We start from the raw sequence: 25718 nt of genomic DNA, 5'->3' as shown, positions 1-25718 counted from the left end.
CGCGCCGCTACGATGCCAGCCGCGACTGCACTTCCGCGGCGACGCGGGCGGTCTCGCGCAGTGGCTCGACCGCGAACGGCGCCAGCGCCGCGTCCAGCGCGCGGATGCGGCCGCACGCCAGCAGCGCATCGAGGAAACCGCGCACGCGGCCACCGGCGCTCGCGGGCGCCGCCACGAACACCGGCACCGTGGTGGCGCAGGCTTCCGACACCATGTTCACCGAGTCCGGCGAGCAGACGATGCGATCGGCCCAGGCCAGCAACCCGGGGTAGGGGTTGGCGCCGTCTTCAGGGCCCAGCCACAACACTCCGGGCGCGCCCGCGTAGTGTCGGCGCAGGGCCGCGCGCATCGGCGCGGGCGTGCGCCGGGACGCGGTGAGCAGCAGGCTGCCACCGTCGCGAGCCAGCGCCGCGTCGACCTGCGTCGCCAGCGCGTCGAGCGCGGCCTGGTCGAAGCGCACGTGCCGGCCTGGGCCGCCCAGCAGCAGCGCGGTGCGCGGCTGCGGCAACTGCGCGATGACCGCGAAATCGGCGCGCGCGCGCGCCAGCCACAGGTCGTCGACCGGATGCAGGCTGCCCAGCAGCGTGATCACGTTGCGGCCGCCCACGCGGTCGTGTTGCGGCGCCACGACCAGGTCCCAGTGCGTTGGGGCGATCCGCGGGTCGAGGATCTGCACGGTCTTCGCACCGCGCGCGCGCGCCAGCCGGGTCGCCAGCGCACCCTGGCGCCCGCAGCCGATCGCCAGCGCCGGCGGCTCCGACAGGGCACGGGCGAACGCCGTGCCGAAGGCCGATGCCGCGCCTGGCAGGCGCCGCGGTGCCAGCCAGCGCCAGGGCGCGCGTGCCTGGAGGGCCCATTCCCGCGGTGCGTCGATCCCGAGCGCCACCGCCAGCGCCTGCGCCTGGCGCACGTTGCCGGCATGGCCGTCGCTGAGCAACCAGGCGGCTTCGGCCTGGGCGTGGAGGGCAGCAGGGGGCGCGGGTCGTTCCATGCATGCGACCAATTCGTTGCGGGAGCGCTGGCTGTTGCCGGAGGCAGGACACTCTACACTGCACGGATTGCCGATGTCCGTCCGGCCCCGACCCACGCAAGGTAGCCCGATGCCAGATTCGATTGCCCCGTCCGCCCTCGCAGCGCCCGCCCTCGACCAGCTGTTCCTGCAGGCCCGCACCTACAACGCCTTCGACGGCGAGGTCGGCGACGCCCAGTTGCACCGGCTCTACGACCTGGTGAAGTTCGGTCCGACCACGGCCAACACCTGCCCGGCGCGGTTCGTGTTCGTGAAGTCCGCCGCGGCCAAGGCCAGGCTCGGCCCGGCGCTGGACGAGGGCAACTACCGCAAGACGATGGCGGCGCCCTGCACCGTGATCGTCGCCTACGACCTGTCCTTCTACGAAAAGACGCCGGTGCTGTTCCCGCATACCGACGCCAAGGGCTGGTTCGACACCAAGTCCGATGCCGAGCTGACCACCATCGCGCTGCGCAACGGCAGCCTGCAGGGCGCCTACCTGCTGCTGGCCGCGCGTGCGCTCGGGCTCGATTGCGGGCCGATGTCGGGCTTCGACAACGCCATGGTCGACGAGGCGTTCTTCGCCGGCACCCGCATCCGCTCCAACTTCCTGGTCAACCTCGGCCATGGCGACCGCGCCAGCATTTTCCCGCGCTCGCCGCGGCTGGGCTTCGACGAAGCCTGCCGCATCGAGTGAACCCGCGTGGCCGCTACGTCGGCCGCATCCATCATCGCCATCGAAACGGAGACTCCCCCCATGACCAAGCGCATCCTGCTGGCCAGCGCACTGGCGTTGGCGGCTTTTGGCGCCAGTGCCGAAGGCGTCAGCTACGCGATCGACCCGAGCCATACGGTGGTGCTCGCCACCTGGAACCATTTCGGCTATTCCAACCCGAGCGCCAACTTCGGGCAGGCCAGCGGTAGCATCGTGTATGACGCCGACGCGCCGGCGCAATCCTCGGTGCAGGTGACCCTGCCGATGTCCGGGCTGGCCAGCTTCGTGCCCAAGCTCGACGAGCACCTGCGCAGCGCCGACTTCTTCGATGCCGGGAAGTACCCGGCGGCGAGCTTCAGGAGCACGTCCGTGCGCGACCTGGGCGAAGGCCGGCTGGAAGTGACCGGCAACCTCGACCTGCATGGCATCAGCAAGCCGGTGGTCCTGGACGTCAAGCTCAACAAGGCCGCCGTCCACCCGATGAGCAAGGCGCCGACGATCGGCTTCGACGCCACCGCCACGATCAGGCGTTCGGAGTTCGGCATCGCCATGTACGTGCCGATGGTGAGCGATGAAGTGCAGCTGCGCATCACCACCGAAGCCAGCGCCGCGGCACCGGAAGCGAAGTAAGGCCATGATCGTCGAACGCCCGGGCAACGCGCGCGGCAACGTGCGCGCCGGCTGGCTGGAGAGCCGGCACACGTTTTCGTTCGGCCATTACCACGACCCGCAGTGGATGGGTTTCGGCCCGCTGCGGGTGATCAACGAGGACCGCGTCGCGCCGGGCGCCGGCTTCCCGCCGCACGGCCACGCCAACATGGAAATCCTCAGCTACGTGCTGGCCGGCGCGTTGGCGCACCAGGACAACGCCGGTGGCGGCGGCGTGCTGCGGCCGGGCGAGCTGCAGTGGATGGGCGCCGGCCACGGCGTGGAGCACAGCGAGTTCAACGCCTCGCAGGATCAGCCGGTGCATTTCCTGCAGGTCTGGATCCAGCCCGACCGCGTCAACGCGCCACCGGCGTATGCGCAGCGCGCGTTCGACCCCGCGGCGCGGCGTGGCCGCTGGGCGACGCTGGCGTCGCCCGATGGCAGCGACGGCAGCCTCGCGATCCGGCAGCAGGCATGGCTGCGCGGCACGCTGCTGGGCGCCGGCGAAAGCGTCGAATGGGTGCCCGATCCGGCGCGCCGATACTGGTTGCACGTGGCGCAGGGCGCGGTCGAGCTGGATGGCCGGGTGCTGGCCGCGGGCGACGCCCTGGGTTTCTTCGGCGAATCGGATCCCCGAACGTTGGCGGCCCGCGGCGACGGGGTCGCTGACGTGCTGCTGTTCGACCTGCCGGCGTAGCACGCCGCATCCGCGGGCGTGAGTGCCTTCTGGCGCGCATTTCCCCGGGTCGCGTCGGGAATCGCCGAGGCTCGCGCTTTCCACGGCGGCGCCAGGCCGGCGGATCGCGCGCGTGACGCGTCTCGCCGTCCAGGCTGACGCCACGCGCGCCGGTCGCGGCGCGCTAAAATGCGGTTTCCGTCCGTCGCGATCCCCAGCCCATGGCCGAGTCCGCCCAGCACACCGCCTCCGCGCCCGCCAATGCGCAGCAGCGCTACGAGGTGCACCGCGCCGACTTGCCGCTGAGCTGCCCGCTGCCGTCGATGGCGCTGTGGAACTCGCATCCGCGCGTGTACCTGGCGATCGAGGCCGAGGGCGGCGAAAGCCAGTGCCCGTACTGCGGCGCCCACTTCGTGCTGGTGGACTGACCCCGGGCGTCGTGGCGACATCCCTGCGCAGCGCTGGCCGATGCGCCCGCTGACCGTCGTGCAACTGCTGCCCGCGCTGGAATCCGGCGGGGTCGAGCGTTCCACCATCGAGATCTCCGACGCCCTGGTGCGTGCCGGGCATCGTGCCCTGGTGGTATCGGCGGGTGGGCGCCTGCTGCCGGCCCTGCAGGCCACCGGCGCCGAGCACGTGGCGCTGGACATCGGCCGCAAGTCGTTGCTGGCGCTACGCCATGCCGGGGGGTTGCGCCGGTTGTTCGCGCGCGAGCAGGTGGACATCGTGCATGCGCGCTCGCGCCTTCCTGCGTGGCTGGCGCGGCTGGCCCTGCGGCGCATGCCCGCCGACGCGCGGCCACGTTTCGTCACCACCGTGCACGGCCTCAATTCGCCGTCGCGCTACAGCGCGGTGATGGCCTCGGGCGAACGCGTGGTCTGCGTTTCGCCGACGGTGCGCGACTACGTGCTGCGGCACTACCCCGATACAGATCCGGCCCGGCTGCGCGTGATCGAGCGCGGCATCGATCCTGCGCAGTTTCCGCGGGCGCCGTCGCCTGGCCGCGATGCGCGTGCCGCCGTGTCCGCCCTGCATCCGCAACTGGGCGGCGACGGCCCGCTGTTGCTGATGCCCGGGCGCGGCACCCGGCTCAAGGGCCACGCCGATGCCCTGCGCCTGCTGGCCGCGTTGCGCGCCGACGGCGCCGACGTGCGCCTGTGGCTGCCCGGCGCGCGCGATCCGGCGCGCGCGGCCTATGTCGCCGAACTCGAGGCGCTGGCATTGCGGTTGTGCATCGCCGACGCATTGGCGATCACGCCGCCGACCGCGGCCATCGCCCGGGCCTACGCCGCCAGCGACCTGGTGCTGCAGCTCTCGCGCAAGCCCGAGGCCTTCGGCCGCACCGTGCTCGAAGCGCTGTCGGTCGGACGCCCGGTGCTGGGCTGGGATCACGGTGGCGCCGGCGACCTGCTGCGCCGATGGCAGGCAACCGGCGCGATCGCGCCGTTCGACGAAACCGCGTTGCGCCGCGCTGCGCAGGCCATGCTCGCGCAACCGCCGCCTGCGGTTACGATGCCCGACACCTTGCGCGCGATGCAGGAAGCCACGCTGGCGGTCTATGACGAACTTGTCCGCAACCCCTGAGCCGGCAATCGCCGCGGCGCCAGCCGCGGGCTGGCGCTGGGCGCCGGCCTGGGTGCTGGTGTTCGTGGCGCTGTGGCCGGCGCCGGGTTACGCGGAGGGCGTGATGGTGCTGGGCGCGCTCGCGGCGATCGCGCGCCTGCTGCTGATGCGTTTCCGTGGCGGCACTCGCCTGCTCAGCGGTCCGGCGTGGGCCTTGACCAGCGTGCTGTTCTTTTCCTACTGGCTGCCGGAGTTGCTGTCGGCGTTCGACGCGGTCGACCGCGCGCGCGCGTTACGCGAGACCGGGGTGGACCTGCGCTACCTGCCATTCCTGTGGCTGGTCGCGGCCGCGGTTGCCGATGCGCGCGGCCGCCGGGTCACGTTCGGCGGCCTGGGCGCCATCGCCGGCATCTGGACCGTGGATGCGCTGCTGCAGGCATTGACCGGGACCAGCCCGCTGTTCTGGGCCATCGACGGCCTCAAGCAGCTGGTCAGCGGCCATCCGATGTGCGCGGTCGACGTGGGCGCGCGCGTGGACCGCCTCAGCGGCGTGCTCGGGCCCTGCAACCTCAAGCTCGGAATCGTGCTGGCCAGCCTGTCGCCATTCGCGCTGTATGCCGCGGCCAGGCGGTTCGGCAGCGCCGGCTGGCTGGTCGTGGCGGCCGCGGTCGGCATCGTGGTGCTGCTGGCCGGCGCCCGCGCATCGTGGCTGACCTATGGCCTGGTGCTGCTGTTCTCGGGCTGGCGGGTGCTGGGCTGGAAGAAGCTTGCCGGCGTGTTCGTGTTCGGCGCGCTGGCATTGGGCGTGCTGGCCGCGAGCGTGCCGCAGCTGCGCGAGCGCATCGTGCGTACCACCTACGCGCTGACCGCCGATCAAGATGGCATGGACATGGCACTGTCCGGCCGCACCCGGATCTGGGGTGCGGCGCTGTGCATGGCGCGATCCCACCCGGTCAATGGCGTCGGCGCGCGGGGGTTCCGCGAGGCATTCCCGGCCTGCGATCCGGCGCCGGGCGAACTTGCGGCCTGGGGCGTTGGACCGGCCTTGCACGCGCACCAGATCGTGCTCGAGATCCTCAGCGAAACCGGCGTGCTCGGCCTGGTGTGCTGGCTGGCGGGGCTGGCGCTGGCGTGGCGCGCATGGCGCTATGCCGGTGCGGCGGCGCGCTCGCACGCGCGACCGGCGTTGCTGGCTCTGGCAGTGACGGTGTTCCCGTTCAACACCCACCTGGCGTTCTATTCCACCTTCTGGGGCGGGCTGACCCTGCTGCTGGCGGCGCTGTACGCGGGTAGCCTGCTGGCGCGCGACAGCAACGCCGCCAGCGACCAGCCGTGAGGGAAGCAACGACGCGGCGCTGTCGCCTGCTCCGGCCGGCGCGCTGGATCGCGGCGCGGATCGCGCGGCTGCCGCAGGCCTGGTTGTTGCGACTGGGCGTGGTGTCGGCCTGGCTGCTCTGGCCGCTGCTCGGCCGTCGCCGCCGCTATGCGCGCCGCAACATCGAGTTGTGCTTCCCGGAGCTCGATGCCCGGGCGCGGCGGCGACTGCTGCGCGCAACCCTGCGCGCGACCGTGACCGGCCTGCTGGAATCATTGCGCGCGTGGTTCGCGCCGGCCACGGCACTGCGCGGCCTGGTCGACGTCACCGGCCTGGAGTACCTCGCCGCCGCGCGCGCCGGGGGCCGCGGGGTGCTGCTGGTGACCGGGCATTCGCCGCACCTGGAGCTGGGCGGGCGCCTGCTGTCCGAAGCGCTGGGCGCGCCGGTCGACATCGTCGTGCGCCGCAACAACGATCCCTGCGTGGAGCGCTTCATCGACGCCGGGCGCCGCCAGGCGTTCGCCGCCACGATCGCCAAGAAGGACGTGCGCGGCCTGCTGCGCGCGCTGTCCAGCGGCCACCTGGTGGCCTACGCCGGCGACCAGGACTTCAACTACCAGCATGCCTTCGTCCCGTTCTTCGGGATCCCGGCCGCGACCCTGGCGGCGATCCCGGAACTGGCGCGACGCGGCGATGCGACCGTGCTGCCGTACTGGTTCCAGCGCGAGGCCGACGGCCGCTATCGGCTGTGGATCGAGCCACCATGGCGCGACTGGCCCAGCGGCGACGCAACGGCCGACGCCGCGCGCTACATGGCCGAACTCGAAGCCGTGGTGCGGCGCCATCCCGAGCAATACCTGTGGGTGCACCGGCGATTCAAGACGCGGCCTCCGGGCGAGCCCGACCTCTACGCCTGAGCGTCAGCGGTAGGGATCGCTGCCGTCCGGCTGGCGCTTGAAGCGACGGTGGATCCACAGGTATTGCGCCGGCGCCGCGCGGGCCATGGTTTCGATCGCCGCCATCACCCGTGCGGTATCGGCGGTGGCGTCGCGGGTCGGGAACCCGCCGAATGCCGGCGACAAGCGCAGCGTGTAGCCGCCGTCGGCGCGGCGCACGTGCGCAAACGCGAGGACCGCCGCGCCCGACAACCGCGCCAGCTGGTGGGTCGAGGTCAGGCTGAAGGCCGGGCGGCCGAAGAACGGCACGAACACGCTGTCGCCGCGACGCGTGTCCTGGTCGGGCGCGAACCACAGCAGGCCGCCGTCCTTGAGGTGGCGGATCGCCGGGCGCAGTTCCTCGCGCCCGAACATCGCGGCGGCATAGCGCAGCCGCCCGCGCTTGACCGCCCACTCCATCACCGCGCCGGCGTGCGGGCGGTACATGCCGGCCAGCGGCACGCCGTGGTCGCAGAGCAGGCGGCCGCAGGCCTCCAGCGTGGTGAAGTGGCCGGAGACGACGATCACGCCGCGGCCGCCGGCGCGAGCGGCGGCCAGGTGCTCCAGGCCCTCGACCACGAGCCCGCGCCGCAACGGCGCGACCGATCCCCACCAGGCGCGCGCGAACTCGAACACGCCGATGCCGATGGCCGAAAAATGCGCGCGCAGCAGCCGCGCGCGCGCGGCCTCCTCCAGGTCCGGGAAGCACAGCGCGAGGTTGCGCGCAGCGACCCGCCGCCGCGATCCCAGTGCCAGCCGCAGCGCGCTTCCGAGCAGATGCCCGAGCCCGCGCTGCAGCGCCCATGGCAGCCGCGCCAGCGTCGCCATCGCGCCGATCCCGAGCCACGCCAGCCAGTGCCGTGGCGACAACGGCGGAGAACCGGCCGAAGTCGGCGACGGCGAGGCGGGTGGGGGGTGGCCTGGCATGGATCGATTCTAGCGGGCGCGCCGGCACGGGATCCGCCGGCAAGCCCCCTGCCTTCGCTATCCTGTCGCCATGCAGGCCGACCCCATCGAACGAGTGCTGCGCGGCCTGTACGTTGTCGCGCTGTACCTGCTGGCCCCGGTCACCGTTTACCACCTGATCTGGCGCGGGTTCCGCCAGGGCGACTATTTCCAGCGCTGGAACGAGCGCTACGCGGTCTACGGCGACGAACCGCAGGCCGCCACGGTGTGGGTGCACGCGGTCTCGGTGGGCGAGGTCAATGCCGCCGCACCGCTGGTCAACGCCTTGCGCACGCGCCGCCCGGACCTGCGCATCCTCGTCACCAGCATTACCCCGACCGGCTCGGAGCGGATCCGCGCGTTGTGGGGCGACAAGGTCGAGCACGTGTACCTGCCCTACGACCTGCCCGGCGCGGTATCGCGCTTCCTGCGCCACTACCGGCCGACGCTGGCCCTGGTGCTGGAAACGGAACTGTGGCCGAACCTGCTGTTCGGCTGCCGCGACCACGGCGTGCCCGCGTACATCGTCAATGCCCGCCTGTCGGAACGGTCGCTGCGCGGGTATCGCGTGCTGCGGCCGCTGCTGCGGCGGGCGCTGCGCACCCTGCGCGCGGTGCTGGCGCAGTCGCAAGGCGATGCCGCTCGCTTCGTGCGCCTGGGCGCCGATGCGGACACCACGCTGGTATCCGGCAACCTCAAGTACGACGTCGCCGTCGGCGCCGGCTGGCCCGACTTCGCGGCGGCGTTCGCCGCGCGCATCGGCGGGCGCCCGGCCTGGATCGCCGCCAGCACCCACGTCGATGAAGAGGCCGCGGTCATTGCCATGCACCGGCGCCTGCGCGGGCGCTGGCCGGACCTGCTGCTGTTGTGGGCGCCGCGGCATCCGGAGCGCTTCAAGGCGGTGGCGCAGCAGGCGGTGGACGCCGGCTGGCGCGTCGCCACGCGCAAGCTGACGCAGTGGCCGGACCGCGACGACGCGGTGTTCGTGATCGACACCCTTGGCGAGCTGATGCCGTTCTATGGTTGCGCGCGGGTCGCCTTCGTTGGCGGCAGCCTGCAGGACGTCGGCGGCCACAACCTGCTGGAGCCGGCGGCCGTCGGCACCGCAGTGGTCAGCGGCCCGCACCTGCACAACTTCGCCGACATCGCCGCGCACATGCGCGCCGCCGGGGCGTTGCAGGTCGGGGAGGATGCGCAGCAGGTCGGCGACCACGTCGAGCGCCTGCTGGACGATGCGCCGGCGCGCGCGGCGATGGTCGCCGCCGCGCATGCCCTCGTGGACCAGGGCCGCGGCGCGCTCAGGCGCACGCTGGACCGGATCGCGGTGGACCTGTCCCCGGCCTGAGCCGGCGCGCCTCGTTTACTGCGCCAGGTCGCCCGGGGCCAGCTGCGCGTCGGCGTTGACGGTCAGCAGGCGGTTGACGTCCTGCACGTCCTCGATGTCGAGCGTGCCGGCGGCCTGCTCCAGCAGCAGCCGGTTCTGCAGGAAGTTGTAGCGCGCCTGGGCGTAGTCCAGCTGCGCGCGGAACAACGTCTGCTGGTTGTTGAGCACGTCGAGCACGGTGCGGGTGCCGACTTCCAGGCCCACCTGCGACGCGTCGTAGGCGCTCTGCGCCGACACCAGCGCCAGGCGCCGGGCTTCGACTTCGCTGATCCCGGCGACCAGCGTCTGGTAGGCGTTGCGGGTCGCGCGCTCCAGGCCGCGCTTCTGCTGCTCCAGTTCGTCGCTGGCGACATCGCGCTGCGCCAACGCCTGCCGCACCCGCGACTGGGTGGCGCCGCCGGCGAAGATCGGCACGCTCAGGGTGACGCCGAAAGCGGGGCCGCGGCTCTCGCCGCCGGTGGGGTACGTGCTGGAGAACGGCGGATTGCTGCTGGAAAACGTGCTGTCGCCCCACGTGGCGTTCTTGCCGTAGCTGCCGTTGAAGTACAGCGTCGGCAGGTGCCCCGCGCGCGCGGTGGTGACGTCGGCCTCGCTGGCCTGCACCTGCAGCTGCTTGGCCTTGAGCGCGGGATTGTTGTCCACCGCGGCGGCGACCCAGGCATCGGCGTCGCGCTCGTTGGGCAGCGTCGGCTGGAAATCGGCGGGCAGGCCCTTGAGGTTGCGGATCGGCTGGCCGGTGATCTCGACCAGCGCCTGGTAGGCGTCCTCCAGCACGTTGCGCACGACGATGGTGTTGGCGCGGGCGCTGTCGTACTGCGCGCGTGCTTCATGCACGTCGGTGATCGGGGCCAGGCCCACTTCCAGGCGCTTGCTGGCGAAGTCGAACTGCTTCTTCAGCGCGGTTTCCTGGGTCTCGGCGGCCGCCAGGCTCTCGATCGCCACCAGCACGTTGAAATAGGCCTGCGAGGTGCGCGTCACCAGCGAATCGCCGGCCGATTCGAGCTGGAAGTCGGCGGCATGGCTGATCGCGTTCTGGCTCTTGACGCGGGAGAACGTGCCGAAGTCGAACAGCACCTGGCTGACGTTGACGCTGAGGTTGCGGTTGTTGCTGGTGCTTTCCGAATCGCCGGTGAAGCGCACCGGTTGGCCGGTGACCGGGTCGAACTGGGTCTGGGTCGAGGGGCCGGTGCTTTTGGTGCGCCGGTAGCTGGCGCTGCCATCGACCTGCGGCAGCAGCGCCGCGCGTGCCTGCACCGCGCCTTCCTTGGTGGCCAGGCGCCCGGATTCGGCCGCGGCCAGTTGCGGATCGCCGGTGCGCGCGAGTTCGTAGGTCTGCAGCAGGTCTTCGGCGTGCACGCCGGCAGCCGGCAGCAGGGCCAGGGCGAGGGCGAGGACTAGGGGGCGACGGATCATGTGGGGTCCTTCGGTGCGAAGTGCGCGCAGGCGGAAGCCGCCGGGCATGCGGGGGGAGTGTGTCACCACTGGAACTGCGGCACCGGCGCGGCGCCGGCGAGGTAGGGAATGTCGGTTTCGAACAGGGATTGCACCCGCACCACGCCGCCATCGGCCGCGTCGGCGTGCAGCAACTGCGCAACCATCGCCGGCGTCCTGCCGCTGACCACGAACAGGCGCCCGCCGGGCCGCAGCCACTGCAGGAATCGCGCCGGCACCACGTCCACGGCGCCGGTGACGCAGATCGCGTCGTAGCGGCGGGTGCTTTCGTGGTGCAACGCGTCGACCACCTCGATGCGGACATTGCCGTCGAGGCCCTGCGCGGCCAGTCGCGCGTGCGCGGCCTCGGCGAGGTCGGCATGCAACTCGAGGCTGACGACCTCGCGCGCCAGGCGGCCGAGGCAGGCGGTGAACCAGCCGCTGCCGGTGCCGATTTCCAGCACCGCGTCGGTCGGCTGCAGCGCCAGTGCCTGCAGGGTGCGGCCTTCGACCACCGGCTTGAGCATCACTTCGCCGTGGCCGATCGGCAGTTGCAGGTCGGCATAGGCCAGGGCGCGGTAAGCCTCGGGCACGAATGCCTCGCGCGGCAGCCTTGCCAAGGTGTCCAGCACCCGCGGATCGAGCACGTCCCAGGGGCGCACCTGCTGCTCGACCATGGTTTCGCGGGCGCGGGCGTAGTCGATCGTGGTCATCTGGACGGTCTCGTGGGGGCGTCCGGCGACAGTGCCGGGAGCGCGATTTTACCCGTGGTCGCGCGGGAGCATGGCCACAGGATGGCTGTGCTACCACACCGGCACTGAGTGCCAGAAGTCACCGCGACCCACGGATGCAACCACGACCGTGCGCGCCGGCCTTCAGCGGGGCGCATAGGCCCGCAGGAACAGGTCGACCGTCGCCGCCAGGTGGCGCTCGGTATCGTGGCCATGCGGGCCGCAGCAGCCGAACACAAGCTGTGCGTGCGGTTCGCCCTTGAGCAGGGTCAGGAATTGCGCGGCCGCGCGCGGCACGTCGTCGATCTCCAGTTCGCCCAGCGCCGCGCGCCGGCGCAGCAGCTCGGCGAACGCGTCCTGCACTCGTTGCGGGCCTGCTTCCCAGAACAGCTGCGGCAACGGCGTGTCGGCGATCTGCGGCGAACACAGGATGCGGTGCCCGGCGACCGCCTCGGGCGAGGTGATCATGGCGAAGAACGCGCGCGCCACCAGCAACAGGCGTTCGCGCAGCGCCACCTCCGGTCGTTCCTCGAACAGGGCGTCGGGCAACTGCTGCTCGCAGAACGACTTGACCGCAGCGGCGAACAAGGTCTCCTTGTCGCCGAAATGGCTGTACACGGTGAGCTTGGAAACCCCGGCCTCGGCCGCGATCTGGTCCATGCTGGCGCCGTCGAAGCCATGGGTGGTGAACAGGCGCTTGGCGGCGTCGAGGATCGCCGTGCCCTTGCCCAGGTCCTTCGGGCGGCCCGGAGCGGCGGCCTTCGGGACAGGGACTGCAATGACAGGCTTGCGCGACATTCCCTAATAGTAGACTAATCGGTATGTTATTTATACCATACCGAAAAGTTCATTAATCCGCGGGCGGGCATCAGCGATGCGAATGACGATCACGGCCGGGCCCCGGACAGCGTTGCGGCTGGCCTTCGCGCTGGCGGCCACGCTGGCACTGGCAGCCTGCGGCCGCGGCGACGCGCCCGCCACGCCGCCGCGCCCGGTGTTGGTGGTGCATCCGGCCCCGGCTGCGGACGCTTCGGCGCTGGCCTTCGCGGGCGAGGTGCGGGCCCGCGAGGAAAGCGCGCTGTCGTTCCGGGTCGGCGGCAACCTGGTCCGGCGTTTCGTCGATGTCGGCGACAAGGTGGATCGCGGAGACCTGCTGGCCGAGCTCGATCCGGGCGACCTCAAGCTGCAGGCGCAGGCCGCCCAGGCGCAACTCGCCGCGGCGGAAGCCGAGCGGGCGCGCGCCAGCGCCGATCGCGCGCGCTTCGCGCAACTGGCGCGGCAGCAGCTGGTCAGCCGTTCCGCGCTCGATGCACAGGACGCCGCCCTTGCCGCCGCGGCCGGCCAGGCCAAGGCGGCGCGGGCCAATTTCGATGTCGCCCGCAACCAGGCCGGCTACAGCCAGCTGCGCGCGCCGCGCGCCGGTGTCATCGCCGCCCGCCAGGCCGAAGCGGGGCAGGTGGTCGCGGCGGGGCAGCCGGTGTTCACCCTGGCCGGCGATGCCGGCCGTGAAATCGCGATCGCCCTGCCCGAGTCGGTGATCCGCGGCTTCCATGTCGGCCAGCCGGTGCTGGTGGAGTTGTGGAATGCCGCGGGCACGCGCTTGCCGGGCACGATCCGCGAGATCGCGCCTGCCGCCGATCCGCAGACGCGCACCTACGCCGCGCGGGTGGCGTTGCGGGGATCGGCCTCCGATGCGGTGGAACTGGGCCAGAGCGCACGCGTCTATGCGCGTGGCGGCAGCGACCCGGGCGGTGCGGCATTGACCGTGCCGCTGTCGGCGATCCAGCGCGGCGACAACGGCGCGACCGCGGTGTGGGTGGTCGATGCGGCCACCCACAAGCTGCGCTCGGTGCCGGTGCGGCTGGGCGCCTTCGGCGAGGACCGCGTGCCGGTGTTGCGCGGCGTGGCGGCGTCGGACTGGATCGTGGCGGCTGGCGGCCACCTGCTGCGCGCGGGCGAGATGGTCGCGCCGGTGGATCGGGACAACCGGCCGGTGGCGCCGGCAGCACCCGCGGGCAAGGCGCCGTAAGCACCGATGCGCGACTTCAACCTGTCCGAGTGGGCGCTGCGCAACCGCGCGCTGGTGGTCTACGCGATGCTGGTGCTGGCGCTGGTCGGCGCCTGGTCGTACCGGCACCTCGGCCAGTCGGAAGACCCGCCGTTCACCTTCAAGGCGATGGTGGTGCGCACGCTGTGGCCCGGCGCGACCGCACGGCAGGTCGCCGAGCAGGTCACCGAGCGGATCGAGAAGCAGTTGATGACCACCGGCCAGTACGAGTTCATCCGCTCGTACTCGCGCCCGGGCGAGTCGCAGGTGATCTTCATGGCGCGCGATGCGATGCCGTCGAAGCAGGTGCCCGATCTCTGGTACCAGGTGCGCAAGAAAGTCGGCGACATCCGCCCGACCCTGCCCGAAGGCGTGGTCGGCCCGTTTTTCAACGACGAGTTCGGCGACACCTTCGGCAACATCTACGCGATCACCGGCCCTGGCTTCGACTACGCGGTGCTCAAGGACTACGCCGAGCGGATCGAGCTGGAGCTGCAACGGGTGCCCGACGTCGGCAAGGTCGAGCTGCTCGGGCTGCAGGATGAGAAGGTCTGGATCGAAGTCGACAACGCCAAGCTGGCCACGCTCGGGATCCCGCTGGCGGCGGTGCAGCAGGCGCTGGAGCAGCAGAACGCGGTCACCCCCGCCGGCTTCTTCGAAGGCAGGGGCGAGCGCGTGCAGTTGCGCGTGGATGGCGCGTTCGCCTCGGTGCAGGCGATCCGCGACTTCCCGATCCGCGCCGGCGACCGCACCCTGCGCCTGGGCGACATCGCCCGCGTGCAGCGCGGCTTCAGCGACCCGGCGGCGCCGAAGATGCGCTTCATGGGGCAGGACGCGATCGGCATCGCGGTGGCGATGAAGGATGGCGGCGACATCCTCAAGCTCGGCGGCGCACTGGACGGCGAGTTCGCGCGGCTGCAGCAGGCACTGCCGGCGGGCATGGCGCTGGACAAGGTCAGCGACCAGCCCGAGGCGGTGCGCGAGTCGGTCGGCGAATTCATGCGCGTGCTCGCCGAGGCGGTGTGCATCGTGCTGCTGGTCAGCTTCTTCTCGCTGGGCCTGCGCACCGGGCTGGTGGTGGCGGTCAGCATCCCGCTGGTGCTGGCGATGACCTTCGCCGTCATGCACTACTTCGGCATCGGCCTGCACAAGATCTCGCTGGGCGCGCTGGTGCTGGCGCTGGGGCTGCTGGTGGACGACGCGATCATCGCGGTGGAAATGATGGCGATCAAGATGGAGCAGGGCTACTCGCGGCTGAAGGCGGCGAGCTTCGCCTGGGAATCGACCGCCTTCCCGATGCTGACCGGCACGCTGGTGACCGCGGCCGGGTTCCTGCCGATCGCCACGGCCGCGTCGAGCACGGGCGAATACACGCGCTCGCTGTTCCAGGTGGTGACGATCGCGCTGCTGGTGTCGTGGATCGCGGCGGTGCTGTTCATCCCCTACCTGGGCGACCGCATGCTGCCCGATCCCGCGCACGCGGACGCGCGCAAGCCGGGCACGCTGGCCGCGCGCTGGCACGGATGGCGCATGCGGCTGGGCGACCGCTGGCCGCAATATGCCTTCGCGTTGGCGCCGCGTTCCGATGCCGCGCCGGCGCACGGAGCGGACGGGCACGATCCCTACCAGCGCCCCTTCTACCGTCGCTTCCGTGGACTGCTGGACTGGTGCCTGGCGCATCGCTGGCTGGTGATCGGCGCCACCGTGGCCGCGTTCGCGCTGTCGATCGTGCTGTTCCGGTTCGTGCCGCAGCAGTTCTTCCCCGAGTCGACCCGGCCCGAACTCATGGTCGACATGGAACTGGCCGAAGGGTCCTCGCTGCGCGCGACCGCGGCGCAGGCGCACAGGCTCGAGGCGATGCTCGAGGGCCGTGCCGGGATCGACAACTTCGTCGCCTACGTCGGCACCGGCTCGCCGCGCTTCTACCTGCCGCTGGACCAGCAACTGCCGGCGGCCAACTTCGCCCAGTTCGTGGTCCGTGCCGACGACATCGAGGCGCGCGAACAGTTGCGGACATGGCTGACCGACGACGTCGCGCCGCGCTTCCCGGAGCTGCAGTTGCGGGTGACGCGGCTGGAGAACGGGCCACCGGTCGGCTACCCGATCCAGTTCCGCGTCTCGGGCGAGCACATCGACCGCGTGCGTGCGCTGGCGCGCCAGGTCGCCGACCAGGTGCGCGCCAACCCGCACGTGGCCAACGTCAACCTCGACTGGGACGAGCCCAGCAAGGTCGTGCGCCTGCGGATCGAGCAGGACCGCGCCCGCGCGCTCGGGGTCAGCTCCGCGAACCTGGCGCACTTCCTCGCCGGCTCGCTGTCGGGGCTGCACGTGAGCACCTATCGCGAGGGCAACGAGCTGGTCGAGGTGCTGCTGCGCGGCAGCGACGACGAGCGCAGCCGCCTGGACATGCTCGCCAGCCTCGCGGTGCCGACCACGAACGGCGCATCGGTGCCGCTGTCGCAGGTGGCCACGCTCGAGTACGCGTTCGAGGACGGCATCGTCTGGCACCGCGACCGGCTGCCGACCGTGACCGTGCGCGCGGACATCCGCGACGGGCTGCAGCCGGCCACGGTCACCGCCCAGATCGCGCCCACGCTGGATGGCATCCGCGCGCAGCTGCCGGAGGGCTACCTGTTGCGGACCGGCGGCAGCGTCGAGGATGCCGCGCGCGGGCAGGATTCGATCGTCGCCGGGATGCCGCTGTTCCTGTTCGTGGTGGTGACGTTGCTGATGTTGCAGCTGCGCAGCCTGTCGCGATCCGTGCTGGTGTTGCTGACCGCGCCACTGGGTCTCATCGGCGTCACCCTGTTCCTGCTGGTGTTCCGGGTGCCGTTCGGGTTCGTGGCCATGCTCGGCACGATCGCGCTGGCGGGCATGATCATGCGCAACGCGGTGATCCTGGTGGACCAGATCGAGCAGGACATCGCCGCCGGGCACGATCGCTGGACCGCCGTGGTCGAGGCCACCGTGCGTCGCTTCCGGCCGATCGTGCTGACCGCGCTGGCCGCGATCCTGGCGATGATCCCGCTGTCGCGCAGCGCCTTTTTCGGGCCGATGGCGGTGGCGATCATGGGCGGCCTGACGGTGGCGACGGCGCTGACCCTGCTGTTCCTGCCGGCGCTGTACGCGGCGTGGTTCCGCGTGCGTCGCTGACCTGGGGCGAGGTTTCTCAGCCCACTCCCGGCAAGACGATTACCTGATTGCCTGATCGCATGCCTTCGCGGCGATTGGACCGGCCCCGGCGTGACCGCCAGCCCTTCGGGGCGAATGTCCCCCGGCCTTCGGCCTCCTCCTTTATTTCGCCCCGAAGGGCTGGCGGCCACGCCGGGACGTCGGATGACGAGCTTGCCGAAAAGCTGGCCTGCTTTGCACTTGTGAGCCAATGCGCAACCCCCACGCCGCGTGCGGACGCCCTTGGGTGCGAAATCAAGGAGGAGGTGCCGGCCAACGGCCGGCGCCGGGGGACATTCGCACCCAAGGGCGTCCGCATCCGGCGCCCCGTCATCCTGCAGGCGCGGGCCTTTCCTTCAGCGGGAAAAGAATTCGAAGAAGGGGGGTAGAGTGCCGGACAGCGCGGGTTATTCCACGTGCCCCCGGTGTTGCCTTTGGGTACCTCTCCATTGGCCGCGGATCGGGGCTAGACTCCGGCATGCGACGGCCGGCAGGACCGGTCGGCAGGCGGGAGAGAGGCGTTGGAGCCGACCGATATCCGCAACCCCGACGTCTTCCACAAGGTCGTCGACTGCCAGTGGGCATGCCCGGCGCATACGCCGGTTCCCGAATACATCCGCCTGATCGCCGCCGGCCGCTACGCCGACGCGTACATGGTCAACTGGCAGAGCAACGTTTTTCCCGGGATCCTCGGCCGCACCTGCGACCGTCCCTGCGAACCGGCGTGCCGGCGCGGACGGGTCGAGGAGAACAACACCGGCAAGCCCGAGCCGGTCGCGATCTGCCGCCTCAAGCGCGTCGCCGCCGATTTCAAGGGCGATGTCCGCGCGCGCATGCCGCAGCCGGCCGCGCAGCGCAACGGCAGGCGCATTGCCTGCGTCGGCGCCGGCCCGTCATCGCTCACCGTCGCCCGCGACCTGGCGCCGCTGGGTTACCAGGTCACCGTGTTCGAGGCCGACCCGAAGGCCGGTGGCTTCATGCGCACCCAGGTGCCGCGCTTCCGCCTGCCCGAGGAAGTGATCGACGAGGAAACCGGCTACATCCTCGACCTGGGCGTCGACTTCGTCGGCGGCCGGCGCATCGAATCGATGCGGTCGCTGCTGGCCGAGGGGTTTGATGCGGTGTTCGTCGGCAGCGGCGCGCCGCGCGGGCGCGACCTCGAGCTGCCTGGACGCAGCGAGGCCGCGGCGAACATCCATGTCGGCCTGGACTGGCTGGCGAACGTCTATTTCGGCCATGTCACCGCGATCGGCAGGCGCGTGCTGGTGCTGGGCGGCGGCAACACCGCGATGGACTGCTGCCGCTCCGCGCGCCGTCTCGGCGGCGCCGACGTCAAGGTGATCGTGCGCTCGGGCTTCGACGAGATGAAGGCCAGCCCGTGGGAAAAGGAGGATGCGATGCACGAAGGCATCCCGATCCTCGACTTCCGCGTGCCCAAGGCCTTCATCCACGCCAATGGCCGCCTGACCGGCATGGCCTTCGAGAAGGTGCGCGCAGAGTACGACGACAACGGCCGCCGCCGGCTGCTGCCGACCGGCGAACCCGACGAGCATTTCGACTGCGACGACGTGCTGATCGCGGTCGGCCAGGAAAATGCCTTCCCGTGGATCGAGCGCGACACCGGCATCGATTTCGACGAGTGGGGCATGCCGGTGGTCGACAAGACCACCTTCCAGTCCACGCTGCCGCACGTGCTGTTCGGCGGCGACGCCGCGTTCGGGCCCAAGAACATCATCTGGGCGGTCGCCCACGGCCACGCGGCGGCGATCTCGATCGACCGGCTGCTGCACGGCGAGGACCCGCGCCAGCGGCCCGACCCGCTGGTGCAGCTGACCTCGCAGAAGATGGGCATCCACGAGTGGAGCTACGACAACGCCGTGTCGCCAGACGAGCGCTTCGTCGTGCCGTGGTCGGAAGCGGCCAGGAAGCTCGACAACATCGGCACCGAGGTCGAGCTCGGCTTCGACCCGCTGACCGCGTTCAAGGAAACCCAGCGCTGCCTCAACTGCGACGTGCAGACCGTGTTCACCCGCGACAAGTGCATCGAGTGCGATGCCTGCGTCGACATCTGCCCGACCGACTGCATCACCTTCACCGCCAACGCCGACGAGCCCGAGCTGCGCCGGCACCTCACCGCGCCCGCGCTCAACCTGGCGCAGGAACTCTACGTGTCCGCGCCGCTGAAGACGCTGCGGGTGATGGTCAAGGACGAGGACGTGTGCCTGCATTGCAGCCTGTGCGCCGAGCGTTGCCCGACGGGGGCCTGGGACATGCAGAAGTTCCTGTTGCTGGAGACGCACGCCGGCTCGGGGTGCCGCGACCGCAAGGCGAGGGAAGCGGCATGAACGCACCCGCGGCTCCCGCCACGATGGCGAGCGCGCGGACCCCGGCGCTGGTCGCGGTCAACGACTTCGTCGTCAAGTTCGCCAACGTCAACGGCTCCGGCTCGGCCTCGGCCAACGAATTGTTCGCCAAGGCGATCCTGCGCATGGGCGTGCCGGTCAGCCCGCGCAACATCTTCCCCTCCAACATCCAGGGCCTGCCGACATGGTACGAGGTGCGCGTCTCCGGGCGCGGCTGGCTCGGCCGCCGTGGCGGCGTCGACCTGCTGGTGGCGATGAACCCGCAGACCTGGGACGCCGACGTCGCCGAGATCGAGCCCGGCGGTTACCTCTTCCACGACAACAGCAAGCCGCTGCCGCGCTCGAAGTTCCGGGACGACGTCAACGTCATCGGCGTGCCGCTGACCGAAATCTGCAACGCGACCTACAGCGACCCGCGCCAGCGCCAGTTGTTCAAGAACATCATGTACATCGGCGCGCTGTCGGTGCTGCTGGACATGGACGTGGCCGTGATCGAGGCATTGATCGGCGAGCAGTACCGGAGCAAGCCGCAACTGCAGACCCCCAACATCGAGGCGCTGCACTTGGGCCGCAACTGGGTGCGCGAACACGTGCTGGACGCGGATGCCTGCGCAACGGCCCGGCCATCCATGTCCGGGCTTCCCAACAAGGGCATCGGTCTTAGGGTGCAGCGCGCCGATGCGGTCGGCGACCGGATTTTCGTCGAAGGCAACGCCGCTGCCGCGCTGGGTTGCGTCTACGGCGGGGCCACGGTGTGCGCTTGGTATCCGATCACGCCGTCGTCGTCGCTGGCCGAGGCGTTCCAGAAGTACTGCCAGAAGTTCCGCGCCGCTCCGGATGGCGGTGGCAACCGTTACGCGGTGATCCAGGCCGAGGACGAGATCGCCTCGATCGGGATGGTGGTCGGCGCCGGCTGGAACGGCGCGCGCGCCTTCACCAGCACCTCGGGCCCCGGCATCTCGCTGATGAACGAATTCATCGGCCTGGCTTACTTCGCCGAGATTCCGGTCACGATCATCGACGTGCAGCGCGGCGGGCCGTCCACCGGCATGCCCACCCGCACCCAGCAGTCGGACATCCTCGCCTGCGCCCATGCCTCGCACGGCGACACCCGCCACGTATTGCTGTTCCCCGAGGATCCGCACGAGTGCTTCGAGTTCGCCGCCGCCGCGCTCGACCTCGCCGACCGCTTGCAGACGCCGGTGTTCGTGATGAGCGACCTCGACATCGGGATGAACCAGCGGTTGTGCGCACCGTTCGCCTGGGACGACGCGCGCGGCTACGACCGCGGCAAGGTGATGACCGCCGCGCAGCTGGAGGCGGGCTGCGAGTTCGCGCGCTACAAGGACGTCGACGGCGACGGCATTCCGTGGCGCACCTGGCCCGGCACGCACCCGGACAAGGGCGCCTACTTCACCCGCGGTACCTCGCGCGACCCGCAGGCCAAATATTCCGAGCGCGGCCCCGACTACGTCTACAACATGGAGCGGTTGCTGCGGAAGTTCGACACCGCCCGGTCGCTGGTGCCGCAGCCGGTGCTGCGGCAGGCGGGCCAGCCGGCCAGGCATGGCGTCCTCTACTTCGGCTCGACCGCGCCAGCCATGGACGAGGCGCTGGAGCGATTGCTGGCCGACGGCATCGCGCTGGATGCATTGCGCGTGCGCGCGTATCCGTTCCCGGAGGCGGTGCGCGCATTCATCCTCGCCCACGAATCGGTGTTCGTGGTCGAGCAGAACCGCGACGGCCAGTTGCGCACGTTGCTGGTCGACGCGTTCGAGGTCGATCCGGCCCGCCTGCTGGCGGTGCTGCACTACGACGGCACCCCGATCACCGCGCGTTTCATCGTCGACGCGATTTCCGGCCGCCTGCGGCCCGCACCCGGAGTGGCTTGAGCCATGACCTATCTCGCCAAGCCGAAGCTCCACCATCCCACGCTGGCCTGCAATGCGATCGGCTTCACCCGCCGCGACTACGAGGGTGCGGTTTCGACCCTGTGCGCGGGTTGCGGCCACGATTCGATTTCCGCCGCGATCATCCAGGCCTGCTGGGAGCTCGACATCCAGCCGCACCGCGTCGCCAAGCTCTCCGGCATCGGCTGCAGCTCCAAGACCCCGACCTATTTCCTGGGCCAGTCGCACGGCTTCAATACCGTGCACGGGCGCATGCCCTCGGTGCTCACCGGGGCCAACCTGGCCAACCGCGAACTGATCTACCTGGGCGTGTCCGGCGACGGCGATTCCGCGTCCATCGGCATCGGCCAGTTCGTGCACGCAATCCGCCGCGGCGTGGACATGGTCTACATCGTCGAGAACAACGGCGTGTACGGACTGACCAAGGGCCAGTTCTCGGCCACCGCCGACCAGGGGTCGGTGTCCAAGAAGGGCGTGGCCAACACCGACAGCCCGCTGGACATGGTGACGATGGCGCTGCAGCTGGGCGCCAGCTACGTCGCCCGCAGTTTCTCCGGCGACAAGGCGCAGCTGGTGCCGCTGATCAAGGGCGCGCTGTCGCACCGCGGCGTCGCGTTCCTGGACGTGATCAGCCCCTGCGTGGCCTTCAACAACCATGCCGGCAGCACCAAGAGCTACGACTACGTGCGCGAGCACAACGACGCGGTCAACCGCATGGACGTGATCCCGCCGCGCGCCGAGATCGCGGTCGACTACGCCGAAGGGCGGATGATCGAGGTCGAGCAGCACGATGGCAGCGTGCTGCGCCTGCGCAAGCTCGACGCCGGCTACGACCCGCGCGACCGGATCGCGGCGATGAACATCATCCAGCAGCGCCACGCCCACGGCGAGGTGATCACCGGGCTGCTGTACGTGGACCCGGCCGCCGAGGACCTGCACGCCCACCTGGCCACGGTGGCGGGGCCGCTGAACGCGCTGGGTGCGGCCGAATTGTGTCCGGGCAGCGCGGCGCTGGCGGGCATCAACGCGTCGCTGCGCTGAGCGCGGGAACGGCGCTTCCGGACGTCGCCTCCGCGCGGTGGCGGTCCGCGGATCGCAGCGCGCCGTGTCGCGACCGCCGCCCCCGCAATTGCCGCGTGCAGCAGGGAACTAGCCGATCCGGGGCGCGACGTGGTGCAATAGCGGGGAAGCGGGGGTACCGGTCGCCTGCACCAGGCCGGTTGAGACAGTCCCTTCGAACCTGATCCGGTTGAGACCGGCGTAGGGAAGCTTCGCGGCCGCCAGCCTTGCGCCCGGTCGCGCCCTGCTTCGCAACCGCCCGCGCGGCCACGCCCGGGCGACCATCCAAGCGAACGCGGGAGCGATCCGATGAATGCAGTGCCCTCCGAACTGATGCGCCAGGCCGAGCAGCTGTCCGAGGCGGTCACCCGGCCGATCCCCGGTTCGCGCAAGATCCACGTCGCCGGTTCCCGCGGCGACCTGCGGGTGCCGATGCGCGAGGTCGTGCAGACCCCGACGCCGAGCCTGTTCGGCGGCGAGGACAACCCCCCGCTCACGGTGTACGACTGCTCCGGTCCGTATTCGGATCCCGACGCGCGCATCGACCTGGCCGCCGGCCTGCCGCCCTTGCGCGCGCCATGGATCGCCGAGCGCGGCGACAGCGAGCCGTTGGCGGCGCTGTCGTCCTCGTTCGGCCGCGGGCGCGAAACCGATGCCCGCCTGGATGCCGTGCGCTTCGCCAACCGGCCCTTGCCGCGGCGCGCGACGGCCGGCGCCAACGTCTCGCAGATGCATTACGCCAGGGGCGGCATCGTCACCCCGGAAATGGAGTTCGTCGCGATCCGCGAGAACCAGCGCCTGGAGCAGGTGCGCGATGCCGGCCTGCTGGCGCAGCATCCGGGGCAGAGCTTCGGCGCCAGCATCCAGAAGCTGATCACCCCGGAGTTCGTGCGCGACGAGATCGCCCGCGGCCGCGCGATCCTGCCCAACAACATCAACCATCCGGAAAGCGAGCCGATGATCATCGGTCGCAACTTCCTGACCAAGATCAACGCCAACATCGGCAACTCCGCGGTCTCCTCCGGCATCGCCGAGGAAGTCGAGAAGCTGGTGTGGGCGATCCGCTGGGGCGCCGACACGGTGATGGACCTGTCCACCGGCAAGCACATCCACGAGACCCGCGAGTGGATCATCCGCAACAGCCCGGTGCCGATCGGGACGGTGCCGATCTACCAGGCGCTGGAAAAGGTCGACGGCCGCGCCGAGGAACTGACCTGGGAGATATTCCGCGACACCCTGGTCGAACAGGCCGAACAGGGCGTGGACTACTTCACCATCCACGCCGGCGTGCTGCTGCGCTACGTGCCGCTGACCGCGAAGCGCGTGACCGGCATCGTCTCGCGCGGCGGCTCGATCCTCGCCAAGTGGTGCCTCTCGCACCACAAGGAGAATTTCCTCTACACCCACTTCGAGGACATCTGCGAGATCATGAAGGCCTATGACGTCGCCTTCTCGCTCGGCGACGGCCTGCGCCCGGGCTGCATCGCCGACGCCAACGACGCCGCCCAGTTCGGCGAGCTGGAGACGCTGGGCGAGCTGACCAGGATCGCCTGGAAGCACGACGTCCAGACCATGATCGAAGGCCCCGGCCACGTGCCGATGCAGCTGATCAAGGAGAACATGGACAAGCAGCTGGCCGAATGCGGCGAGGCGCCGTTCTACACCCTCGGCCCGCTGACCACCGACATCGCGCCGGGCTACGACCACATCACGTCCGCGATCGGCGCGGCGATGATCGGCTGGTACGGCACCGCGATGCTCTGCTACGTCACGCCCAAGGAACACCTGGGCCTGCCCAACCGCGAAGACGTGCGCGACGGCATCATGGCCTACAAGATCGCCGCGCACGCGGCGGACCTGGCCAAGGGCCATCCGGGCGCGCAGGTGCGCGACAACGCGCTGTCCAAGGCGCGCTTCGAATTCCGCTGGGAAGACCAGTTCAACCTCGGCCTGGATCCGGAGAAGGCGCGCTCGTTCCACGACGAAACCCTGCCCAAGGACGCGCACAAGCTGGCGCATTTCTGCTCGATGTGCGGGCCGCACTTCTGCTCGATGCGCATCACCCAGGACGTACGCGACTACGCCGCCGGCCATGGGGTCGGCGAAGCCGACGCGCTCGAGGCCGGGATGGCGGAGAAGGCGGCCGAATTCCGCGCCGCCGGGGCGCAGGTGTATCGTCCCGGCTAGGCGCAAGCATGTCGCGGCGGCCGGGATCCGGAGGAGATGAAATGAAGGGTGGTCGTGCCGTGGTCAAGGCCGGGATCAGCTTCGGCAGCGCGCTGGCGATGGTGATTTCCTGGACCGCGAACAAGTCGCTGTTGTGGGTCATCGTGCACGGCCTTCTGTCGTGGGTGTACGTGGCCTATTACGCGCTGCGTTACCAGTACGGCATCATCGGTTGATGCACCAGGCCACGCTGTGGTCGCGGCCGTGGGCGGTGCTGGCGCGCCGGCATCCTTCGGCGTTCCTGCTGGCCGCGCAGTTGCTGAGCCTGCTGCTGTATCCGTCGATGGACGACACCACCAGCGGGCGCCTGCTGTTCGGCGCGGTGGCGCTGGTGGTGGTGCCGCTGGCGGTGTGGGTGGTCAACCGCAGTCCATCGGTGCGCTGGGTGGCCTGGTTGCTGGCGATCCCGGCAATGCTGCTGACCATCATCGGCGTGCTGTTCGATCATCCGGGCCTGCTGCTGTTCTCGGCATCCCTGGAGGCTGCGTTGTACTTCTATGCCGCCGGCGGCCTGATCGCGTACATGCTGCACGACCACGATGTCAGCGCGGACGAGCTGTTCGCCGCCGGCGCGACCTTCACCCTGCTTGCCTGGGGCTTCGCCTACGTGTATTTCGTCTGCCAGGCCTGGTACCCGGGCAGCTTTGCCGGGATGGTCGAGCCGGAACGGCCGCGGCGCTGGCTGGAACTGCTGTTCCTGAGCTTCACCAACCTCTCGGCCACCGGTTCCGGCGACATCATGCCTGTCAGCTCGCCGGCGCGCGTGCTGGTGATGCTGGAACAGTTCGCAGGCGTCGGTTACATCGCCACGGTGGTGTCGCGCCTGATCGGATTGACCATCATCCGCCTCGACCGGCGCTGAAACGACGAAGGCCGCATCGCGCGGCCTTCGTGCCCCGGCAAGGGAGCGTGCTCAGAAGTTGGGCTTGTGCGGCTCGGCGTTGTAGCGCGCGATCGACTCGGACAGGATCCTTTTAGCCTCGTCGGCGCCGCCCCAGCCGTCGAGCTTCACCCATTTGCCCTTCTCCAGGTCCTTGTAGTGCTCGAAGAAGTGGCCGATGCGTTCGAGCCAGTGCGGGCTGACCTTGCCGATGTCGTCGATGTGGCGGTAGCCGGCGAACACCTTGTCGACCGGCACCGCCAGGATCTTCTCGTCGCCGCCGGCCTCGTCGCTCATCTTCAGCACGCCGACCGGGCGGCAGCGGATCACCGAGCCGGGGATCAGCGGTAGCGGCAGGATCACCAGCACGTCGGCCGGGTCGCCGTCGCCGCAGACGGTGTGCGGGATGTAGCCGTAATTGCACGGGTAGCGCATCGGGGTGGACAGGATGCGGTCGACGAAGATCGCGCCGGAGGCCTTGTCGACCTCGTACTTGACCGGCTCGGCGTCCTTCGGGATCTCGATGACGACGTTGATTTCTTCCGGCGGGTTGCTGCCGGTGGGGACGAGGTCCAGGCCCATGGGGTGCTGCTCCGGGTGCGGCGGGAGGGGGGGCGCATTTTACTCGCTGCAGTGCAGCAAACGGAAACGGCGGCCCGGAGGCCGCCGTTTTCGGGCCCGTCCCAAGGCGCGGGACTTGGCTCGCGTAT

At 70.4% G+C, this 25718-nt stretch carries 22 protein-coding genes and 1 riboswitch; of the genes, 16 read left to right on the top strand and 6 right to left on the bottom strand.

Going from position 1 to position 25718, the window contains the following annotated elements; genetic code table 11:
- Positions 1–7 precede the first annotated feature (7 nt).
- Positions 8–991 carry a mitochondrial fission ELM1 family protein gene (locus MQC88_RS06495; RefSeq protein ID WP_243320085.1) on the bottom strand — a complete coding sequence of 328 codons (984 nt, stop codon included), beginning with the start codon at positions 989–991 and terminating at the stop codon, positions 8–10.
- Positions 992–1100: 109 nt separating this feature from the next.
- Here MQC88_RS06495 and MQC88_RS06490 point away from each other — a divergent pair, with 109 nt between their 5' ends.
- From MQC88_RS06490 to MQC88_RS06460, 7 genes are all read left to right on the top strand, one after another.
- The gene (locus MQC88_RS06490) at positions 1101–1706 is read left to right on the top strand and encodes a malonic semialdehyde reductase (protein ID WP_243320083.1); all 606 of its coding nucleotides are present in this window, start codon (positions 1101–1103) and stop codon (positions 1704–1706) included.
- 60 nt (positions 1707–1766) lie between these two features.
- Entirely contained in the window at positions 1767–2354 is a 588-nt protein-coding gene (locus tag MQC88_RS06485) for a YceI family protein (protein WP_243320081.1), read from the top strand.
- Positions 2355–2358: 4 nt separating this feature from the next.
- Entirely contained in the window at positions 2359–3069 is a 711-nt protein-coding gene (locus tag MQC88_RS06480; RefSeq protein WP_243320079.1) for a pirin family protein, read from the top strand.
- 200 nt (positions 3070–3269) lie between these two features.
- Positions 3270–3476, top strand: a complete 207-nt coding sequence (locus MQC88_RS06475; protein WP_243320077.1) for a zinc-finger domain-containing protein — start codon at positions 3270–3272, stop codon at positions 3474–3476.
- Positions 3477–3516: 40 nt separating this feature from the next.
- The gene (locus MQC88_RS06470; RefSeq protein WP_243320075.1) at positions 3517–4632 is read left to right on the top strand and encodes a glycosyltransferase; all 1116 of its coding nucleotides are present in this window, start codon (positions 3517–3519) and stop codon (positions 4630–4632) included.
- A complete protein-coding gene (locus MQC88_RS06465) occupies positions 4607–5947 on the top strand; it encodes an O-antigen ligase family protein (protein ID WP_243320073.1) in 1341 nt (446 codons plus the stop codon). Before MQC88_RS06470 ends, MQC88_RS06465 begins: the two co-directional genes overlap by 26 nt.
- Entirely contained in the window at positions 5944–6843 is a 900-nt protein-coding gene (locus MQC88_RS06460) for a lysophospholipid acyltransferase family protein (RefSeq protein ID WP_243320071.1), read from the top strand. The genes MQC88_RS06465 and MQC88_RS06460 overlap by 4 nt, the downstream gene beginning before the upstream one ends.
- Positions 6844–6846: 3 nt before the next feature.
- Here MQC88_RS06460 and lpxL read toward each other — a convergent pair whose 3' ends face one another.
- Positions 6847–7788, bottom strand: coding sequence for an LpxL/LpxP family Kdo(2)-lipid IV(A) lauroyl/palmitoleoyl acyltransferase (gene lpxL, locus MQC88_RS06455; RefSeq protein ID WP_243320069.1), 942 nt, complete (start codon positions 7786–7788; stop codon positions 6847–6849).
- A gap of 70 nt (positions 7789–7858) precedes the next feature.
- Between lpxL and waaA the strand changes: the two genes are divergently transcribed.
- Positions 7859–9151: a lipid IV(A) 3-deoxy-D-manno-octulosonic acid transferase gene (gene waaA, locus MQC88_RS06450; RefSeq protein ID WP_243320067.1), complete on the top strand. Its 1293-nt coding sequence runs from the start codon at positions 7859–7861 to the stop codon at positions 9149–9151.
- A 15-nt stretch (positions 9152–9166) separates the two neighbouring features.
- Here the strand turns inward: waaA and MQC88_RS06445 are convergent, their stop codons facing one another.
- From MQC88_RS06445 to MQC88_RS06435, 3 genes are all read right to left on the bottom strand, one after another.
- Positions 9167–10603: a TolC family outer membrane protein gene (locus MQC88_RS06445; RefSeq protein ID WP_243320065.1), complete on the bottom strand. Its 1437-nt coding sequence runs from the start codon at positions 10601–10603 to the stop codon at positions 9167–9169.
- Positions 10604–10665: 62 nt separating this feature from the next.
- Entirely contained in the window at positions 10666–11334 is a 669-nt protein-coding gene (locus tag MQC88_RS06440; RefSeq protein ID WP_243320064.1) for a protein-L-isoaspartate O-methyltransferase family protein, read from the bottom strand.
- Between the two features lie 162 nt (positions 11335–11496).
- A complete protein-coding gene (locus MQC88_RS06435) occupies positions 11497–12150 on the bottom strand; it encodes a TetR/AcrR family transcriptional regulator (protein ID WP_243320063.1) in 654 nt (217 codons plus the stop codon).
- An 82-nt stretch (positions 12151–12232) separates the two neighbouring features.
- Here MQC88_RS06435 and MQC88_RS06430 point away from each other — a divergent pair, with 82 nt between their 5' ends.
- The 8 genes from MQC88_RS06430 to MQC88_RS06395 all read left to right on the top strand — a co-directional run bounded on the left by MQC88_RS06430 (position 12233) and on the right by MQC88_RS06395 (position 24990).
- Positions 12233–13381 (top strand): efflux RND transporter periplasmic adaptor subunit, encoded by a 1149-nt coding sequence (locus MQC88_RS06430; protein ID WP_243320062.1) that lies wholly within the window; start codon positions 12233–12235, stop codon positions 13379–13381.
- A 6-nt stretch (positions 13382–13387) separates the two neighbouring features.
- The gene (locus MQC88_RS06425) at positions 13388–16552 is read left to right on the top strand and encodes an efflux RND transporter permease subunit (RefSeq protein WP_243320061.1); all 3165 of its coding nucleotides are present in this window, start codon (positions 13388–13390) and stop codon (positions 16550–16552) included.
- Positions 16553–17091: 539 nt separating this feature from the next.
- Entirely contained in the window at positions 17092–18915 is a 1824-nt protein-coding gene (locus tag MQC88_RS06420) for an FAD-dependent oxidoreductase (RefSeq protein ID WP_243320060.1), read from the top strand.
- Positions 18912–20825 (top strand): 2-oxoacid:acceptor oxidoreductase subunit alpha, encoded by a 1914-nt coding sequence (locus tag MQC88_RS06415; RefSeq protein WP_243320059.1) that lies wholly within the window; start codon positions 18912–18914, stop codon positions 20823–20825. The genes MQC88_RS06420 and MQC88_RS06415 overlap by 4 nt, the downstream gene beginning before the upstream one ends.
- Before the next feature lie 3 nt (positions 20826–20828).
- Positions 20829–21884 carry a 2-oxoacid:ferredoxin oxidoreductase subunit beta gene (locus MQC88_RS06410; RefSeq protein ID WP_243320058.1) on the top strand — a complete coding sequence of 352 codons (1056 nt, stop codon included), beginning with the start codon at positions 20829–20831 and terminating at the stop codon, positions 21882–21884.
- A 140-nt stretch (positions 21885–22024) separates the two neighbouring features.
- Positions 22025–22128: riboswitch (TPP riboswitch) on the top strand.
- Between the two features lie 83 nt (positions 22129–22211).
- Positions 22212–24089, top strand: a complete 1878-nt coding sequence (gene thiC / locus MQC88_RS06405; RefSeq protein ID WP_243320057.1) for a phosphomethylpyrimidine synthase ThiC — start codon at positions 22212–22214, stop codon at positions 24087–24089.
- A gap of 41 nt (positions 24090–24130) precedes the next feature.
- Positions 24131–24304, top strand: coding sequence for a hypothetical protein (locus tag MQC88_RS06400; RefSeq protein WP_243320056.1), 174 nt, complete (start codon positions 24131–24133; stop codon positions 24302–24304).
- The gene (locus tag MQC88_RS06395) at positions 24304–24990 is read left to right on the top strand and encodes an ion channel (protein ID WP_243320055.1); all 687 of its coding nucleotides are present in this window, start codon (positions 24304–24306) and stop codon (positions 24988–24990) included. Before MQC88_RS06400 ends, MQC88_RS06395 begins: the two co-directional genes overlap by 1 nt.
- Positions 24991–25041: 51 nt before the next feature.
- Here MQC88_RS06395 and ppa read toward each other — a convergent pair whose 3' ends face one another.
- Positions 25042–25590: an inorganic diphosphatase gene (gene ppa / locus MQC88_RS06390; RefSeq protein WP_243320054.1), complete on the bottom strand. Its 549-nt coding sequence runs from the start codon at positions 25588–25590 to the stop codon at positions 25042–25044.
- Between the last annotated feature and the right edge of the window lie 128 nt (positions 25591–25718).

The sequence above is a fragment of the Cognatiluteimonas sedimenti genome, assembly GCF_022808325.1.
Classification (GTDB): domain Bacteria; phylum Pseudomonadota; class Gammaproteobacteria; order Xanthomonadales; family Xanthomonadaceae; genus Cognatiluteimonas; species Cognatiluteimonas sedimenti.
The sequence above is the reverse complement of the archived record's forward strand: the minus strand, read 5'-3'. Positions and strand labels throughout refer to the sequence as shown.

Bases quoted from the DNA above. Each gene is read 5' to 3' on its own strand.
- MQC88_RS06495 (WP_243320085.1), bottom strand. From the start codon at position 991: ATGGAACGACCCGCGCCCCCTGCTGCCCTCCACGCCCAGGCCGAAGCC.
- MQC88_RS06490 (WP_243320083.1), top strand. From the start codon at position 1,101: ATGCCAGATTCGATTGCCCCGTCCGCCCTCGCAGCGCCCGCCCTCGAC.
- MQC88_RS06485 (WP_243320081.1), top strand. From the start codon at position 1,767: ATGACCAAGCGCATCCTGCTGGCCAGCGCACTGGCGTTGGCGGCTTTT.
- MQC88_RS06480 (WP_243320079.1), top strand. From the start codon at position 2,359: ATGATCGTCGAACGCCCGGGCAACGCGCGCGGCAACGTGCGCGCCGGC.
- MQC88_RS06475 (WP_243320077.1), top strand. From the start codon at position 3,270: ATGGCCGAGTCCGCCCAGCACACCGCCTCCGCGCCCGCCAATGCGCAG.
- MQC88_RS06470 (WP_243320075.1), top strand. From the start codon at position 3,517: ATGCGCCCGCTGACCGTCGTGCAACTGCTGCCCGCGCTGGAATCCGGC.
- MQC88_RS06465 (WP_243320073.1), top strand. From the start codon at position 4,607: ATGACGAACTTGTCCGCAACCCCTGAGCCGGCAATCGCCGCGGCGCCA.
- lpxL (WP_243320069.1), bottom strand. From the start codon at position 7,788: ATGCCAGGCCACCCCCCACCCGCCTCGCCGTCGCCGACTTCGGCCGGT.
- waaA (WP_243320067.1), top strand. From the start codon at position 7,859: ATGCAGGCCGACCCCATCGAACGAGTGCTGCGCGGCCTGTACGTTGTC.
- MQC88_RS06445 (WP_243320065.1), bottom strand. From the start codon at position 10,603: ATGATCCGTCGCCCCCTAGTCCTCGCCCTCGCCCTGGCCCTGCTGCCG.
- MQC88_RS06440 (WP_243320064.1), bottom strand. From the start codon at position 11,334: ATGACCACGATCGACTACGCCCGCGCCCGCGAAACCATGGTCGAGCAG.
- MQC88_RS06435 (WP_243320063.1), bottom strand. From the start codon at position 12,150: ATGTCGCGCAAGCCTGTCATTGCAGTCCCTGTCCCGAAGGCCGCCGCT.
- MQC88_RS06430 (WP_243320062.1), top strand. From the start codon at position 12,233: ATGACGATCACGGCCGGGCCCCGGACAGCGTTGCGGCTGGCCTTCGCG.
- MQC88_RS06425 (WP_243320061.1), top strand. From the start codon at position 13,388: ATGCGCGACTTCAACCTGTCCGAGTGGGCGCTGCGCAACCGCGCGCTG.
- MQC88_RS06415 (WP_243320059.1), top strand. From the start codon at position 18,912: ATGAACGCACCCGCGGCTCCCGCCACGATGGCGAGCGCGCGGACCCCG.
- MQC88_RS06410 (WP_243320058.1), top strand. From the start codon at position 20,829: ATGACCTATCTCGCCAAGCCGAAGCTCCACCATCCCACGCTGGCCTGC.
- thiC (WP_243320057.1), top strand. From the start codon at position 22,212: ATGAATGCAGTGCCCTCCGAACTGATGCGCCAGGCCGAGCAGCTGTCC.
- MQC88_RS06400 (WP_243320056.1), top strand. From the start codon at position 24,131: ATGAAGGGTGGTCGTGCCGTGGTCAAGGCCGGGATCAGCTTCGGCAGC.
- MQC88_RS06395 (WP_243320055.1), top strand. From the start codon at position 24,304: ATGCACCAGGCCACGCTGTGGTCGCGGCCGTGGGCGGTGCTGGCGCGC.
- ppa (WP_243320054.1), bottom strand. From the start codon at position 25,590: ATGGGCCTGGACCTCGTCCCCACCGGCAGCAACCCGCCGGAAGAAATC.